Genomic DNA, 14,899 nt, shown 5'->3' on the forward strand with positions numbered 1-14,899 from the left:
ATGACAGACTGCACCGAAAATTCAACAAAATGCGCCAAAGTTCTCTATTAACCTATCGACTCTTTTATTATAATGAAAGATATGATTCTGGCAAGGAGAGATGCGGCAACATGGAACTTTTATTAGCTTCGCTTCTGATGGTGGCTAGCCAGGTCGGAGGAGACCACCCGGACGTCAGCTTCGACCAGCTCGTTCAGGCGTCTCTCGACTCGAAAAACGCGGTCGTTCAGCAAGCCGCCGGCGACTACTTGAGACCCGCGGACAAACAAGACCCGCAGAAGGACGCTCCCAAAGTGAAAGGCGTCTATGTGACCGCCAATAGCGCAGGCGGCTCCCGCCTGAATACGCTGCTGCAGCTGATGGACGAGACGGAGCTGAATTCCATGGTCATCGACGTGAAGGACGATTGGGGCTATATCACCTACGATACCGGCAACCCGGAGCTCGCGGCCATGGACACGACGCAAAAAATCATCCGCGACATGCCCAAGCTCATCGGCACGCTGCAGGAGCATCAGGTGTATCCGATCGCGCGAATCGTCGTCTTCAAGGACACGGTGCTGGCCAAGAAGCATCCCGAGCTTTCCTTCCTTAACCCGGACGGAAGCCTCTGGGGCAACGGCAAAGCGACGCCGGACAGCTTCGTTAACCCGTATAAAAAAGAAGTGTGGGACTACAATGTAGCGATCGCCAAGGAAGCCGCCAAAGCCGGCTTCAAGGAAATTCAGTTCGACTACGTGCGCTTTCCGGAAGGCTTCGAGAAACGGGCGGATATTTTACAATATGACAAGGACGAACGTTCGAGAATTCAGGCGGTCGCCGAATTTGTGAAATATGCCCGCGAGCAGCTCGCTCCGCTCGGCGTGCGGGTGTCGGTGGACATCTTCGGTTACGCGGCTTCGGTGCCGGCGGCGGAAGGAATCGGCCAGGATTTCGAGAAAATTTCCGAAAATGTGGACGTTATTTCGCCGATGATTTATCCGAGCCATTACAGCACCGGCTGGTTCGGCGCCAAGGTTCCCGACGCGGAGCCGTACGTAACGATTAACGGAGCGGTAAAGGATACGATCAAGAAGCTCGAGCCGATCAGCGATATAAAGCCGATCGTCCGGCCGTGGATTCAAGATTTCACCGCCTCCTGGGTTCAAGGCTACATCAAATACGGCAAGCATGAGGTGGACGAGCAGATTCGCGCTCTGAAGGATAACGGCGTCGATGAGTTTCTGCTTTGGAACGCAGTCAATACGTATACGCCGAACGTCGATTACAAATAAACCTTGAGAATACCGTCTACCCCCATCGTTTCGACGATGTCCGGGCCGCGGCCAAAAACAATACCCCTGGGGAACGAACCTTCTTCCCAGGGGTATTTGCGTTAAATAACGATAAATAATGCCGATTATAAGTTCGGGATTTGCCAATCGATCGGCTCCAGACCGATGCTCGTCAGGAAACCGTTCGCCTTGGAAAACGGCTTGCTGCCGAAGAAGCCGCGATGCGCCGATAACGGGCTCGGATGCGGCGAACGAAGCACATGATGCTGCGGATTCGTAATCAGCTGCATTTTGGCCTGGGCATGGCTGCCCCACAATATGAAGACGATGGGCTGCTCTCTTAAGTTCAAATGGTAGATGACCCGGTCCGTAAACCGTTCCCAGCCTTTGCCTTTATGCGAATTCGGCGTCGCTTCCCTAACGGTCAGCACCGTGTTAAGCATGAGGACGCCCTGCTCCGCCCAGCGAACCAAATACCCGTTATTCGGAACGAAGCAGCCGAGATCGTCGCGCAGCTCCTTGAACATGTTCTGCAGCGACGGCGGCGCAGGCACGCCGGGCTTGACGGAGAAGCTGAGCCCGTGCGCCTGGCCCGCACCGTGATACGGGTCCTGACCGAGAATGACGACCTTCACGTCCGCATAAGAGGTCAGATGCAGCGCATTGAAAATGTCATGCATATTCGGATAAACCGTTCTCGTACGGTACTCTCCCTTGAGAAACTCCCGCAGTTCCTTGTAATACGGCTGTTCAAACTCTTCGGCAAGCAGGGGCTGCCAGTCGTTGTGCAAAATAGACATAACTTCCGTTCACTCCAAAGTCTTGTTAATCATTTCCGAAACGTCTTGACCATACCGACAAAATAATTCAGCGTACGCTCCGCCCGATCCTTCGTCTTCTGATCCGCAGGCGCCCCATCAGCGGTAAACGTGCGCTGTTCTCCGCTGATCGAGATCCATTCCGGGCAGTTAATGCCGTGCACGTTGCGCACGATCGTCTGAAGCTGCTGCAGCGAGCTGATGCCGACCGCGCCGCCGGACGAGCTTACGGACAGAACGACTTTGCCGTCAAAATGGTCGAAGCCTACATGGTCCAGCGCGTTTTTCAACACGCCGCTAGGCGCGCCATGGTATTCCGGCGTAGCCAATACGATGCCATCCGCCGCTTTCAGCGTCTCTTTCATATACTGCAAATTTTTATTGTCGGACTCGATATCGGGGCTGTAGAACGGAATTTGCAGCTCATTCAAATCAAGCAAGGTCACTTCGCATTCCTTCGTTTCCAGTACGCTCCCGATATAACGGCAAAGCTGCGTGCTTGTAGCTTGCTTGCGGTTGCTTCCCGCTAAAATGGCAATTTTCATCTGAGTTGGCTCCTTTTTCACTTTACATACATAGTAGTATACAATGTTTTGATAGTCAACCGATCATCAGGCCTATTTTTGCCCGGCGCCGTTTTCCGGCGCATGCCAGCTAAACGCCGCTATTGCGGCAGGATCGTTTCGATAACGTAACCGGAGCCTTTTACCGCGCGTTTCTTCTCGATAATGCTCGCCTCCACGACTTCCGGATTACGGATAAAATGACGCACTAGCTGCTCCTCCAAATAATCGAACGCTTGTGCGTCGTTCTCGGCGAGCAGCGTCACATAAACCTTCTGATCCTTCAATTCGACTTCCAGCTTGTACAAATACATAAGATAAGCCCTCCCGGAGCGCGTCGTTTTGCTTGGATAAAGGGGCAAAGCCCGCGTTTCTAATGGTAACAGAATCCGGCGCGCTTGCATACTTTTTCTGCTTTTCGTTACAATGGAGCTGCTCGACGATTCGTGAAAGGAGATGCATTCTATGCTGTCCATCGGCCAGCCGGCCCCTTCCTTCGAGGCGCAAAGCACGCTGGGTCCCATACGACTCGGCGATGTATTGGGGAAGCGCCCTATCGTTCTTATTTTCTACCCTAAGGACGAAACCCCGGTTTGCACCAAGCAATTGTGCGCGGTGCGCGATTCCAAGTCGCAATACGCCGAATACGACGCTCTTGTGCTGGGTGTCAATCCCGGGTCGCTGGAGGAGCACCGTCAATTTTCACAAAAATTTATGTATGATTTTCCGCTTGTTTCGGATGCGGACGAACGCATACGCAAGCTGTATGACGTCGGCAAAGTGCTATTTTTCATTCAGCAGCGGATCGTCTACGTCATCAGCCGCGCCGGCATCATCGTCTACGCCCAAAAAGGAAACAGGCCGACCTCGGAAATATTGGCCGCGCTGCAAGCCCATCGGGATTAAACAAAGTTTGTGAAAAAACGTCCGGCCTGCAGCGGCCGGACGTTTTCTCTCAACGGACAAGACGGCCGCGCGTCTTTCGCTTGCGGATACGGAACCCGCGGCTTATACCAAGCCGGTCCGGTCCCGCGGTCTTATGCTGTGCCCGATCGGCAATCTTGTCCGTTTCTACGAAGCCGCCTATAACGATTATTGGGACAGACGCTTGGTCAGCTCGTAAAGATCCATGTTAAATTCTTTTTTGGAATTGACGACGAGATCGATATCGGTTGTCACCAGCTCGCCTTTGATAATGCCGCAGCCCTTGCCGGATTCGCCCTCGATCAGCTTGCGAACTGCAAAGTCGCCCAGCTTGCTGGCAAGAATGCGGTCATTGTGCGTCGGCGCGCCGCCGCGTTGAATATGTCCGAGCACCGTAACGCGAGGCTCGATGCCGTTGCGCTTCATAATCTCGTTGGCGATATCCTCGCCTCTGCCTACGCCTTCGGCTACAACAACGATACTGTGGCGTTTGCCTTGGCCGAAGTTGCCCGTCATCCGCTGCGCCACTTCATCCAGATCGTACGGCACCTCCGGAACGAGAATCGTTTCGGCGCCGCTGGCAAGGCCCGCATACAGCGCGATGTCGCCGCAGTGGCGGCCCATAACTTCCACGACAGAGGAACGCTCGTGGGAGCTCATCGTGTCGCGAAGCTTGTTGATCGCGTCAACGACGATGCTGACCGCCGTATCGAAGCCGATCGTACAATCGGTGAACGGGATGTCGTTATCGATCGTGCCCGGCAGACCCATAGTCTTGATGCCGAGCTTGCTCAGCTTGTTCGCGCCTTGATAAGAGCCGTCGCCGCCGATGACGACAAGGCCGTCGATGCCTCTTTTGCGCAGATTTTCCGCACCCAGCTGCTGGCCTTCGAGCGTCGTAAATTCTTTACATCGCGCCGTCTGCAAAATCGTCCCGCCGCGCTGAATGATATCGCCTACGCTGCGCAAATCCATCTCTCTAATATCGTCGTTGATAAGGCCGGCATAGCCGCGCTGCACCCCGAATACTTCCAAACCGTGAAACAATCCGCTGCGCACGACCGCGCGAACCGCCGCATTCATTCCTTGCGAATCTCCGCCGCTTGTCAAAACGGCAATTCTTTTAATAGACATGTAAGGTTTCCTCCTAAGCTTTATGCGCTCCCCTGCTTGGGGAATTATGATGTTTTGCGAATCCAGACGCTGTTAATAAAGAAGAAAATCCGTGTCAGCGGACTGCCCTTCATCAGCTCCCGCGAAACTTGCTTCACTTGTTTTTGCTTGCTAACCTTAGGGTCGGACAAATACAGCGCGAGCAAACCTTCGATAATCATGCGATGAAACGCGGGGTGCTCCAGCAGGTTCGCTTTGTTCCTTGCTTCCAGTACGATAGCGGCTATTCGTTCCACGGTTTGATCCATGTTGCGGTAATAGCTGCAAAAATTGAGATCGCCGCCGATTTCGTCTTCCTCTTGGTCGATCAAATAGTCGAGCAATATATGCAATCCGCAAATGTACGGGAAATAAGCGTCGTGAATCGGCGCAACGGCATCCTCGTTCAGACTGGGATTCGACGCCGCCAGAAATAGCATAAATACGCCCAGGGTCGAGCCGGTCGCCGCCGCAAACTCATTCCAGCTTATGGCCTGAAACCGGGATTCGTGCCTGCTCCACCATGCAAGCAGCGCCTCCTCCCGAAGCTCGTGGCGTATATGCTTGTACACCTGTAAATCGCAATATAAGCCTACCAGCTGCCTGACGTGATCCGCTACGAGCGGATACGACGGAAGCAGCTTTAAGCTGGCTTGACACGTCTTGACGAGCCCGTTCAAGTAACCGCCGTCCTCCTGCTCTGCGCGAAGCGAATAATAATCGTGCAGAGGCTCGGCCGGATCGACGGCATCGAGCATCGACTGGTGGAGCATGCGGAAATCGTTCGGGTCCATGGATGTGCTCCGGTCACACAGATTGTCCAAATAGTCGCTGATCGTTTGAAAAGCGACGATGAGCGGTATCAGCACATGGCGCATCTCCAAATTGGCCGCGGCATAAACAGCCCCGCCCTCACAGTGAAACTGCTTGCTCGTCATGCTGTCGATAGCTTGCTTCCGAAGCTCGCGATCGGGAATCGCCTCGGCGATGGAACGCCAATAACGCAGTTGTTCGCGAACTTCGGGCAGCACGTACCGGTATACCCGCATCATCAACTGAATGGAATTGCCGGGGACTAGCGGCATCCGTCGATCCTCAAAACTCAAGCGAACTCCCTCCGGTCTGTTGAAACGAATATTGCAGCAGCAGCTTGATCTCCATCCATTGCAGCTCCGCCAGGAGAGCTTCGGCCGCTTCATCCTGATAAACGGTCACCTGCTGCTCCACCGCATCCGTGAACAGCCCCGGATTCCATACCGGACTCGTCATCAACTGGTCCAGCCGCCCTCTGAGCGCGGCGCTGCCGATGCGGTCCGGATCGTAAGAAATCTGCGCGAGCTTGCCGATCAGCAGGCCGTAGGCCGGATGAGCGCCCGCCATGCGAAACCAATATTTCGCGTTGCTGTAGTCGCCTTCCATCCGGTGCATGACGCCGTGCCAGTAGCTGCCGGTAGCATTATCGATGCTCTGTGACAGCGTGTGGGACTTGTCGAGGCTTTCATTTAACAAATGCAAGCCCGCTTTGACCGCGGAAGCATAAGGAAGCTGATCCGCATTCAATTCGCCGCAAGGCATCTTCGATATGCGAATATCGAGCAGCTCATCCCATTCTTCCATAGGATAAAGGGAAGGCTGGTGCTCCTTGAGCGCGTTCCACAGCCTGTTTACCGATTCCGTCCATGTCATAGCCTGATCACCTCATCTCTGCCGAAAACTCATAACCTTTATTATATTACAAAGCGGGTTCCATGCCCATCTATTTTGCTATTTTACCATATAAGAACGATTTTCTTCACTATGCCGACGAGATCGGCGGCATCCCGCCCGGAGCTTCTTAATGATGCGCCGCCGAAGGAGCAATATCCTGATTCACCCTAAACCACAGATGCAGCTCATTGATCGTTCCCGCGAGCTCGGCGATTTCGCTGTTTAACTGGCAGGAAATCTTGAAATTATCCTCGACGTCCAGTTGGCCCTGCTTGCGGATAATGATTTTCTCCAGCCGCTTCACCTGATCGGGGATTGTCCCCCGTATTTCCTCCCACCGAAGCAGAATTTCGGCCCGCTCCCGATCGGAATACTCTTCCCATTCTTTCTCCAGATGAGGCAGCGGGATACCAAGACGCTCGTCTTGTAAAAATGTCCATGTCATGGATCATTCCGCCTTTCTATATAGCGCTCTTTTTCATGTCTACATTACTGTACCATGAAGCCGCGATGCTCTGCCAGTAGGAGCGCAAATTTTCCGCTCTGACGGAGCAATTTGTGTGTTATACTAGGTTTCATGATTTGTTAACGTTAAACATAAAAAACTAGGAGTCTGTTATGAGTAGCCACCGAGAAACGAGAGTATCGTTCAAACAATTGTTCGCCTTTTTCATCCCGCTCGGGATTTCGGCCAGCCTTGTCACGATCTCTCACGTCATTATTAACAGCACGCTGGCCCGCTCGGCGAGCCCCGAGATCATTATCGCCAGCTACGCCCTGCCGCTCAGCATTCTCGGCATTACCGAGAGGCCGGCCGTTCTGATGCGTCAAACCTGCTCCGCCCTGGTCCGCGACCGGGTATCCTTCCGAGCCATGTCGGCGATCAGCTGGTACATACTGGCCTGCGTCATGCTGCTGGGCGCCCTGATCTGCTACACTCCCATAGGCAAATGGGTGTTTTTGCATTTTTTCGGCGTGGAAACCGCCCTCCTGCAGCCGATGATCGAAGTGTATCAAGTGCTGATGTTCGTCAGCATTTTTTCGGGACTCCGCTGCTTGTATCACGGCATTATTATTTTCAATATGCGGACGAAATGGCTGACGATCGGCATGGTCATCCGCCTCATCTCCATGTACCTGCTGTCGCTTTATTTTATTCATACCGGGGTTGAAAGCGGCCGGGTGGGCGCCATCATCTTCTTGACGGGCATGGTCGTCGAGGCGGCGGTCAGCGTATGGGAGGGGCGCTCGCTGCTGAAGCAAATTCCCGAGAAGAAGCCGGATCATCCGATCGAAAAGCCGCGGCAAATTTTTCAATTTTACCGGCCGCTGCTGTATTCTTCGGTTATCGCGGTCGTGATCGGACCTTCCGTCAACGCGTTTCTCGGCAAAACGATGGATTTTCAGCTCTCCGTCGCCGCGTTCGCGATTGCGGGCAGCCTGATGAATCTCGTGCAAAGCTTTTTCTCGTATATTCACCAGATCGTGCTGAACTTTTACCGGAAAGACGCGCGTACCGTCATGAGGTTTACGCTGACGCTCGCTTTTATTCCGACGCTGCTGATCGCGCTGCTCTCCTACACGCCGCTCGGGCCCTTGTTCATGCAAAACGTGATGGGCGTGAACGAGCGGCTGATGACGGCCAGTCTCGATACGCTGCGCGTCTTTATGATAACGACCCTCGTGTTCCCTTGGCTCGATTTCGGCAACGGCATGATTATGCTGCGGGGAGAGACGAAGGTGATGGTTTGGTCGCAGGCGGCCAACGTGTCGGTAACCTTAGTTTCCCTCGTGCTCTGCGTCTTCTGGAGCCCGGGCTGGAACGGCATGGTCGGCGCTCTTGCCCAATCGCTGGGGGTAGCCGCGGAAGCGGCCGTCGTCTGGTTCGTGCTGAGGGAAACGATGAAATCAAGCAATAAAACGCCGTTTCAGGCTACATTCAAATCATAGAATCGAGTGAGTGATCCGAGTGGAAAGTGCATCTCAGCCCCGGCAGCCGCGGTTTGCCGTGCAGCGGGGCTTTACGTTTTCGTTCTATATGACGACCGCCGTCATCGTCTCCTTCTTCCCGCTATACTTTCAATCGATCGGCTACTCGACCGTGCAGATCGGTCTGCTGTATTCGATCGGCCCGATGATCGGCATCGTCTCCAATCTGTTCTGGGGCGTCGTCAGCGACAAGCTGAGCACCGTCCGCAAAATTCTGATCGGCATCCTGGCCGGCCAGTTCCTGCTCGCGCTGCTGCTGTTCCATACGTCGCATTTCGGGCTGCTCATGCTCCTGATGGCGGTGTTCTTCTTCTTCCAATCGCCGACCAGCTCGCTAAACGACAGCTTGACGCTTCTGAGCATCAGCGGCACGAACAAAAGCTACGCTTCGTTTCGCGTCTGGGGCTCGACCGGCTTCGCCTTCGCCTCGCTCGCGTTCGGCCTGCTGCTGAAGCAGCAGGGCTCCGGCTTAACGGTGTTCTTATGCCTCGGTTCGATCGGCTTGTCCTTCCTGCTGTCGTTCTTTCTGACCGATGCCGGAAGCGGCGCCCGCAAGAAGCCGGAGCTGCGCGGCATGATCCAAGTGATCGGGTCGAGGCCGTTTCTGCTGTTTCTGCTGACCGTTATCGTCGTCTCTATCGCCCATCGGTTCAACGACGGGTTTCTGGCTCTATTCCTGCAGCGGATCGGAGCGGACCCGTCGCTGGTCGGGTGGTCCTGGATGGTGTCCGCCGTCAGCGAAATCCCTACCTTCTTTTTGCTGAGCAAGTACGGGCATCGCTATAAGGAGCTTCCGCTCCTCGCCGTATGCGGAGTCGTCTATTTCATCCGCTTCGCGCTGATGAGCCGGGTCGACAATCCGCTCTGGGTCATCGCCATTCAGGCGATGCACAGCATCTCGTTCGGCATCTTCTTCTTCACCGCCGTCCGTTATATTCAGAACGTCGTGCCTGATGAATACCGCTCCACCGGACAAGCCGTGTTCGCCGTCTGCTGGTCGGGCATAGCGGGCTTGATCAGCGGCACGCTCGGCGGCTGGCTGTTCCGCGACTTCGGGCCCCATATGATGTACGGGGTCGGCGCCTGCCTGTCCCTGCTCGCGGTGGCCGGCTTCCTGCTGCTGCATTATTGTCAAAGAAAAGCGTAAACACTTTAAAAGGGTGGTCAACACGTTCGCTGCGGTACCCATTTGATCTTCCAATCGCTCTTGTCCCCGGATTTCTTGAATAATTCACCCTTGAATGGGTTGAAATCCGGGGACAAAGGCAACCGCTGACGCTTTTCCAGATTCAATTGGCCCCTCCGCTCGGTTTTTCACCGGGCTTCTGCCAAATTTTCACCGAGCTTCTACAAAAAAAATTGCGTAAAGTGCAAGAATTTGTCCGAATCCGTCGTCTATATAGTATAGGCGTCGTGTGAGTCAGCTTAAGAGTCCTGCCGCATGAATATGCCGCAGGACTTTTTGGCGTCGGCTTCACCGTCTTGAAGCAGACAGCAGTACCAAGGATAACGGAGGGGTCATGTGCTTGCAGTTAAACATTTATCGCACCGGTTTCGCAACGGAGATGAAGAGACGCCGGTCCTTCACGACATCGATTTCGTCGTCGACAAAGGAGAGATGGTCGCCCTGCTCGGCAGCTCGGGATCGGGCAAATCCACTTTGCTCAATTTGATGGCCGGCTTGATGAAGCCGACGCAGGGCAGCATCCTGATCAGCGGCGAGTCCATCGAACGGATGAGTGAGAACCAGCTGGCGGAATTCCGCCGCACGCATATCGGATTTATTTTCCAATCTTACGAATTGATTCCCCACCTGACTGTGCGGGAGAACGTGGAGCTTCCCCTCGTGTTCCAGGGGATGAAAGCCAAGGCTCGCAAGGACAAGGCCGTCGCCTTGCTGACCAAGGTCGGTCTCGGAGAGAAGACCGAGATGTTCCCGTCGCAGCTGTCCGGCGGCCAGCAGCAGCGGGTCAGCATCGCGCGCTCACTGGTGACCGAGCCTGCGATCGTCTTCGCCGACGAGCCGACGGGAAACCTCGATACGAAAACGGAGAAAGAAATTATCGACCTGCTCATCGAGCTTAACGAATCGCTTCAGATCACCTTCGTCATCGTCACCCACGAGCTGGAGGTAGCGAGGCGGACCCGCCGGGTCATTCAGCTCAGAGACGGCTTTCTGGTCGAAGACGAGCTGTGGGCAGGTGAAGAACAGTGAAGCTGTCCGATTATTTAAAGCTCGGCTGGGAGCAGCTGCGGCGAAGAGTCGTCGTCACCGCGCTCTGCTGTATGGGAATCGCTATCGGGTCGGCTTCCATCATCGTCGCGCTTTCCTTCGGGGAATCGATCAATCATTACAGCAAAGAGCAGATGAGCTATTACATCAAGTCCGACGAGATTACGGTGCGCAGCGGGCAAGCCCCCGAAGCAAGCAGCGGCGACGCGGGCGCCTTGAAGCCCTATGAGCTCAGCAAAGCCAAGATCGATATGATGCGCACGCTGCCCCATGTCAAAGCGCTGGCGACTTATCAGACGTTGGATCAGTTCCAGTTCGAGATCGATAACAAGCGCGGCTATCTTAACAACTTATATGCGACCGAGCTGGACTCGCTGGAAGCGTTCGGTTCCGAATTCGCGCAGGGCGGGTCGTCCGATATGGACAACAGTATCATTCTAAGCTACGGAGCGACGATGGGGCTGATCGACGAGCAATTGTCCCGGGCGTCCCGCAGCCGGGAGCTTCAGAACCAGTTGAGCGAGCGCGAAGCTTCCGACAGCTGGCGCAATCAGATGATGATCCCCTACCCCGTGTACCAAAAGCAGATTATACTGAAGCCGCAGCTGTATTTGTCGAACGGGACGGAAATCGCCAGTCTGCAATTTCCGCTGCGCGTCGTCGGTATTTTGAAAAAGCCCGAAGGGGTGCCCGACGATGTCGTCATGAATATGAAGACCGCCTATATTTCCCCGGCGCTCGGTCATAAGCTGAGAGATGCGATCGCGGAGGAAACGTCGAACGTCGGCAAGAAATCGTCCGGTTCCTCTTCGCAGACGCAGAGCGCGGAGCCTGAATACGGCGAGGTCAAAATCAAGGTGGACGACAGCTCCCGCGTCCGGGAAGTCGAAGAGCTGGTCAAAAAGCTGAAGCTGTCCACCGAAACGAATCTGTACCGCGAAGAGCAGATGCAAGGGGAGCTCGTTATTTTACGCCTTGTATTCGGCGGCGTCGGCCTGTTCATTCTGTTCGTCGCCTCGATCTCCATTATCGTGGCGATGACGATGTCCACCTACCAGCGGCGCCGGCAAATCGGCATTATGAAGGTGCTCGGGGCGAACCTGCGGCAAATCCGCAACATGTTTATGGTCGAATCGGCTCTGCTCGGGGTGCTCGGCGGGATGTGCGGCATTTTATTATCGTACTGGGTCATTTGGGGCATCAACATCGCCGTGCTGCGCTTCTCTCCGCCGAGGTCCGGAGCGCAGCAGGAAATTTTGTTCATCAGCCCGTGGATACTGCCTGTCGGTTTATTTTTCGCCGTGCTGACCGGCGTATTATCCGGCATTTATCCGGCAGTCAAAGCATCCCGCACCGACGCGTTAACCGCAATCAAACGAGATTAGGAGATTTAAGCTCATGAAAAGAAAAACATGGATCACCGCCGCGGCCGCTCTTCTCGTGGTCGGCATTTCTGCGGTCTTATACGTACAGAGCCATTCCAAGCCTGCCAAACAGCAGACCGGCAATCAAGGCGCGCCGTCGCTCACCTTCAAGGTGACCCGCGAGGATCTGATCAATTCGGTCGAGGTCAAAGGCAAAACCTCCTACCAAAACGAAACGTATGTGAATGCTCCGTTCACCGCGGATGTCAAGTCTTGGGCGGTCACCGACGGCGCTCAAGTCAAACGAGGCGACACCCTCTTCGTCCTCGATACGACCACGCTCGACGATGAGATCGCCCAGCTTCAGGCTAGCGAGAAGAAGCAGGAGCTGGAGCTGAACCTCTCCGAATTTCAGCGGGAAACGCCGGCCGAGCAGGAAGCCGCCGCCGCGGGCGGCGGGCTTACGGAGCGCGAAGCCAAGCAGCGCTATGCCGATGCGAAGAGCCGCGACGTTCAGGAAGAGATCGGCAGGCTGAATCTGCAGCATATGCGGTCGCAGCTCTCCCAGAAAAGCGAAAAGCGCAAAGCCGCCCAATTCGCCGCTCCCGAGGACGGCATCTTCCTGTTCGACGGCACCAAGCAGCCGCAATCCGTCAAGGAAAGCGAGCGGATCGGCAAAATCGTCGATCTGACGAAGCTGGAGCTCGTCTGCTACGTCGGGGAATACGACTTGTTTCATTTGAAGGTAGACATGCCGGTCGATGTGCGGGTCGATGCGCTCAAAAATACGAAGCTGCAGGGTAAAGTCGAGTATATATCCAAATTTGCCAAAAATACCGACGACAACAGCGACGGAAGCGTCAATACCGCCGCGGCGCAATTCCAAGTACGGATTTCCCTGGAGCCGAACGAGCAGCTGATCGCCGGGCTCAGCCTTACCGCAACGATTATGACGGACAAGAAGCCGGATACGCTCGTCGTCTCTACGCTGGCGATTCAGCGGGACAAAGAGCAGTATTACGTGATGGTGCCGGGCGAGCAAGGCAACCTGGAGAAACGGGAAGTGAAGATCGGGCTGGAGACGCCGGAGAATACGGAAATCGTCAGCGGCTTAAACGAAGGCGACACCGTCATACTTCAGTAATCATTACATTCGGCCGGTGCCGAAAAAAAACGGAGACAGCCGCGAAGGGCTGTCTCCTAGTTTGAACGCTACCGGCGGCGCCGTCCGTTCAGGCCGTCGGTTGAACCGGCTTGCTCGCATCGGCAGCGCGATTCCTTCTCGTTTTCAGCTTTTCCTGCAGCCTTCCGAGCGCATAATCGGCAAGGAGCGCCAGCAGCGCAGCCGGGATCGCCCCGGCGTAAACACGAACGTCGTTGCGAAGGGTCAAGCCGGAATAAATTTCGCGGCCCAGACCTTCCCCGCCAATCAACGGGGCGAGCGTCGCCACCCCGACGGCGATGACCGCAGCTACCCGCAGCCCGGCCATCACGACCGGCAGCGCCAACGGCAGCTGTACTTTCCACAACAGCTGGAACGGGCTCATGCCTACGCCGCGCCCGGCCTCGACGACGCTTCTGTCAACTTGCTTCAGACCGACGTACGTGTTGCGGATAATCGGCAGCAGCGAGTACAGGAACAAGCCGATGACGACCGTGTTGAAGCCGAGCCCGAACACGAGCATCAGCATGGCCAGAAGCGCCAGACTGGGAAACACCTGGATGACGTTGGCCAAGGCCAAAACCGGCCTGGCCAGCCTTTCTTTACGGGCGCTCGCAATTCCGAGCGGTATACCTACGACAAGCGCCAAAGCGATGCCGCATACAACCATAAAAATATGGTCGAGCAACTGAGCCGCAAGATCTCCGGCATGGTCGCCGAAATAAGCAAACAGCCGCATGATCATGTGTCGTCCCCCCTGTTTATGATCAATCCGTTTCTAATGGAAACGGCGAAACTTCGCAATCATCAACCGCATCATTGAAGCAGACCTTGCTCCTTCAAAAAGGCGATAGCGACGTCTTTCGGCGTCTGTTGATCGACGTCCACCTTGTAATTCAAGGCCACGATCGTATCCACGTCAATTTTGCCAACCAGCGCCTTCGCGACCTCTTCCAGCTCCGGATGCTCTTTAAGCAAGCTCTCGTTCATAACCGGGCAAGCGTCGTAAGGCGGGAAGAAATGCTTGTCGTCCTCAAGCGTCACCAAATCGAACTGCTTGATGCGCGGATCGGTCGAATAAGCGAGCACGATGTCCACATCCTTATTGGCAACTGCCGAATAAACCAGGTTAATATCCATCGGATGCGGATCTTTGAACGACATGTCGTACATTTTCTGGAAGGCCGGATATCCGTCGTCCGCTCGTTCCAGCCATGTCGTATCTACGCCAAATTTAAGGTCCTTGGCATACGGCTTGACATCGGATACTTTTGACAGCTTCTTCTCTTCCTTTATATCCTTGCGTACGGTAAAAATATAAGTGTTTTCGAATCCGTAAGGATCGAACCACTTGATGTTGTATTTGTCATGAAACCCGTCCTTCGCCTGCTGAAGCACTTCTTGGCGGTCATGAGACGGTTTGACTTCGAAATGATTGTTGAAAATTTCCCCCGTATACAGGGTGGCCATTTGAATATCGTTGTTTTTCAGCCCGTCGATGACGACCTGGCTGGCGGCCAAATCGGGCTTCACCTTCGCAGTGAGACTGGTGCGGTCTTCAATGAGCGCCTTGTACATCTCCGCCAATATTTTCGTTTCCGTATACGTTTGTGTCCCTATGACCACATCCGTTTTTCCACAGCCCGACAATATAATGGACAGCAACGCGACAACAGTCAATCCGATACCGAAATGTATTTTTTTCATGACTCC

The 14,899-nt window shown here is 54.8% G+C and carries 16 protein-coding genes; 7 read left to right on the top strand and 9 right to left on the bottom strand.

Annotated elements, in window-relative coordinates; genetic code table 11:
- Positions 1-110 precede the first annotated feature (110 nt).
- Positions 111-1,274: a putative glycoside hydrolase gene (locus tag SK3146_RS09880; protein WP_249864914.1), complete on the top strand. Its 1,164-nt coding sequence runs from the start codon at positions 111-113 to the stop codon at positions 1,272-1,274.
- A 125-nt stretch (positions 1,275-1,399) separates the two neighbouring features.
- On the opposite strand, the gene SK3146_RS09885 is transcribed toward SK3146_RS09880, so the two are convergent.
- The 3 genes from SK3146_RS09885 to SK3146_RS09895 all read right to left on the bottom strand — a co-directional run bounded on the left by SK3146_RS09885 (position 1,400) and on the right by SK3146_RS09895 (position 2,969).
- Positions 1,400-2,074, bottom strand: a complete 675-nt coding sequence (locus SK3146_RS09885) for a uracil-DNA glycosylase (protein WP_249864915.1) — start codon at positions 2,072-2,074, stop codon at positions 1,400-1,402.
- A gap of 29 nt (positions 2,075-2,103) precedes the next feature.
- A complete protein-coding gene (locus tag SK3146_RS09890) occupies positions 2,104-2,637 on the bottom strand; it encodes an NADPH-dependent FMN reductase (protein ID WP_249864916.1) in 534 nt (177 codons plus the stop codon).
- A gap of 119 nt (positions 2,638-2,756) precedes the next feature.
- On the bottom strand, positions 2,757-2,969 hold the full coding sequence (locus SK3146_RS09895) for a DUF3906 family protein (protein ID WP_249864917.1): 213 nt from the start codon (positions 2,967-2,969) through the stop codon (positions 2,757-2,759).
- Between the two features lie 151 nt (positions 2,970-3,120).
- Between SK3146_RS09895 and SK3146_RS09900 the strand changes: the two genes are divergently transcribed.
- The gene (locus SK3146_RS09900; protein WP_249864918.1) at positions 3,121-3,561 is read left to right on the top strand and encodes a peroxiredoxin; all 441 of its coding nucleotides are present in this window, start codon (positions 3,121-3,123) and stop codon (positions 3,559-3,561) included.
- A 186-nt stretch (positions 3,562-3,747) separates the two neighbouring features.
- On the opposite strand, the gene pfkA is transcribed toward SK3146_RS09900, so the two are convergent.
- From pfkA to SK3146_RS09920, 4 genes are all read right to left on the bottom strand, one after another.
- A complete protein-coding gene (gene pfkA, locus SK3146_RS09905) occupies positions 3,748-4,713 on the bottom strand; it encodes a 6-phosphofructokinase (protein ID WP_249864919.1) in 966 nt (321 codons plus the stop codon).
- Positions 4,714-4,757: 44 nt separating this feature from the next.
- Positions 4,758-5,783 (bottom strand): tetraprenyl-beta-curcumene synthase family protein, encoded by a 1,026-nt coding sequence (locus SK3146_RS09910; protein WP_249866252.1) that lies wholly within the window; start codon positions 5,781-5,783, stop codon positions 4,758-4,760.
- Positions 5,784-5,826: 43 nt separating this feature from the next.
- The gene (locus tag SK3146_RS09915; RefSeq protein WP_249864920.1) at positions 5,827-6,417 is read right to left on the bottom strand and encodes a hypothetical protein; all 591 of its coding nucleotides are present in this window, start codon (positions 6,415-6,417) and stop codon (positions 5,827-5,829) included.
- A gap of 148 nt (positions 6,418-6,565) precedes the next feature.
- Positions 6,566-6,883, bottom strand: coding sequence for a hypothetical protein (locus SK3146_RS09920; RefSeq protein ID WP_249864921.1), 318 nt, complete (start codon positions 6,881-6,883; stop codon positions 6,566-6,568).
- 173 nt (positions 6,884-7,056) lie between these two features.
- Between SK3146_RS09920 and SK3146_RS09925 the strand changes: the two genes are divergently transcribed.
- From SK3146_RS09925 to SK3146_RS09945, 5 genes are all read left to right on the top strand, one after another.
- On the top strand, positions 7,057-8,388 hold the full coding sequence (locus SK3146_RS09925; protein WP_249864922.1) for a multi antimicrobial extrusion protein MatE: 1,332 nt from the start codon (positions 7,057-7,059) through the stop codon (positions 8,386-8,388).
- Positions 8,389-8,407: 19 nt separating this feature from the next.
- On the top strand, positions 8,408-9,574 hold the full coding sequence (locus SK3146_RS09930; RefSeq protein WP_249864923.1) for an MFS transporter: 1,167 nt from the start codon (positions 8,408-8,410) through the stop codon (positions 9,572-9,574).
- Positions 9,575-9,949: 375 nt separating this feature from the next.
- Positions 9,950-10,642: an ABC transporter ATP-binding protein gene (locus SK3146_RS09935; protein WP_249864924.1), complete on the top strand. Its 693-nt coding sequence runs from the start codon at positions 9,950-9,952 to the stop codon at positions 10,640-10,642.
- The gene (locus SK3146_RS09940) at positions 10,639-12,045 is read left to right on the top strand and encodes an ABC transporter permease (protein ID WP_249864925.1); all 1,407 of its coding nucleotides are present in this window, start codon (positions 10,639-10,641) and stop codon (positions 12,043-12,045) included. Before SK3146_RS09935 ends, SK3146_RS09940 begins: the two co-directional genes overlap by 4 nt.
- 13 nt (positions 12,046-12,058) lie before the next feature.
- The gene (locus SK3146_RS09945) at positions 12,059-13,168 is read left to right on the top strand and encodes an efflux RND transporter periplasmic adaptor subunit (RefSeq protein WP_249864926.1); all 1,110 of its coding nucleotides are present in this window, start codon (positions 12,059-12,061) and stop codon (positions 13,166-13,168) included.
- Between the two features lie 88 nt (positions 13,169-13,256).
- On the opposite strand, the gene SK3146_RS09950 is transcribed toward SK3146_RS09945, so the two are convergent.
- Both SK3146_RS09950 and SK3146_RS09955 read right to left on the bottom strand, forming a co-directional pair.
- Positions 13,257-13,931 (bottom strand): ABC transporter permease, encoded by a 675-nt coding sequence (locus tag SK3146_RS09950; protein WP_434006868.1) that lies wholly within the window; start codon positions 13,929-13,931, stop codon positions 13,257-13,259.
- 71 nt (positions 13,932-14,002) lie between these two features.
- The gene (locus tag SK3146_RS09955; protein WP_249864927.1) at positions 14,003-14,893 is read right to left on the bottom strand and encodes a glycine betaine ABC transporter substrate-binding protein; all 891 of its coding nucleotides are present in this window, start codon (positions 14,891-14,893) and stop codon (positions 14,003-14,005) included.
- Between the last annotated feature and the right edge of the window lie 6 nt (positions 14,894-14,899).

The sequence above is a fragment of the Paenibacillus konkukensis genome (assembly GCF_023523925.1).
In the GTDB taxonomy this organism is placed as follows: Bacteria; Bacillota; Bacilli; order Paenibacillales; family NBRC-103111; genus Paenibacillus_S; species Paenibacillus_S doosanensis.

What these genes read in the sequence shown, in the direction of transcription:
- SK3146_RS09880 (WP_249864914.1), top strand. Translation starts at nt 111, where the DNA reads ATGGAACTTTTATTAGCTTCGCTTCTGATGGTGGCTAGCCAGGTCGGA.
- SK3146_RS09885 (WP_249864915.1), bottom strand. Translation starts at nt 2,074, where the DNA reads ATGTCTATTTTGCACAACGACTGGCAGCCCCTGCTTGCCGAAGAGTTT.
- SK3146_RS09890 (WP_249864916.1), bottom strand. Translation starts at nt 2,637, where the DNA reads ATGAAAATTGCCATTTTAGCGGGAAGCAACCGCAAGCAAGCTACAAGC.
- SK3146_RS09895 (WP_249864917.1), bottom strand. Translation starts at nt 2,969, where the DNA reads ATGTATTTGTACAAGCTGGAAGTCGAATTGAAGGATCAGAAGGTTTAT.
- SK3146_RS09900 (WP_249864918.1), top strand. Translation starts at nt 3,121, where the DNA reads ATGCTGTCCATCGGCCAGCCGGCCCCTTCCTTCGAGGCGCAAAGCACG.
- pfkA (WP_249864919.1), bottom strand. Translation starts at nt 4,713, where the DNA reads ATGTCTATTAAAAGAATTGCCGTTTTGACAAGCGGCGGAGATTCGCAA.
- SK3146_RS09910 (WP_249866252.1), bottom strand. Translation starts at nt 5,783, where the DNA reads ATGATGCGGGTATACCGGTACGTGCTGCCCGAAGTTCGCGAACAACTG.
- SK3146_RS09915 (WP_249864920.1), bottom strand. Translation starts at nt 6,417, where the DNA reads ATGACATGGACGGAATCGGTAAACAGGCTGTGGAACGCGCTCAAGGAG.
- SK3146_RS09920 (WP_249864921.1), bottom strand. Translation starts at nt 6,883, where the DNA reads ATGACATGGACATTTTTACAAGACGAGCGTCTTGGTATCCCGCTGCCT.
- SK3146_RS09925 (WP_249864922.1), top strand. Translation starts at nt 7,057, where the DNA reads ATGAGTAGCCACCGAGAAACGAGAGTATCGTTCAAACAATTGTTCGCC.
- SK3146_RS09945 (WP_249864926.1), top strand. Translation starts at nt 12,059, where the DNA reads ATGAAAAGAAAAACATGGATCACCGCCGCGGCCGCTCTTCTCGTGGTC.
- SK3146_RS09950 (WP_434006868.1), bottom strand. Translation starts at nt 13,931, where the DNA reads ATGATCATGCGGCTGTTTGCTTATTTCGGCGACCATGCCGGAGATCTT.
- SK3146_RS09955 (WP_249864927.1), bottom strand. Translation starts at nt 14,893, where the DNA reads ATGAAAAAAATACATTTCGGTATCGGATTGACTGTTGTCGCGTTGCTG.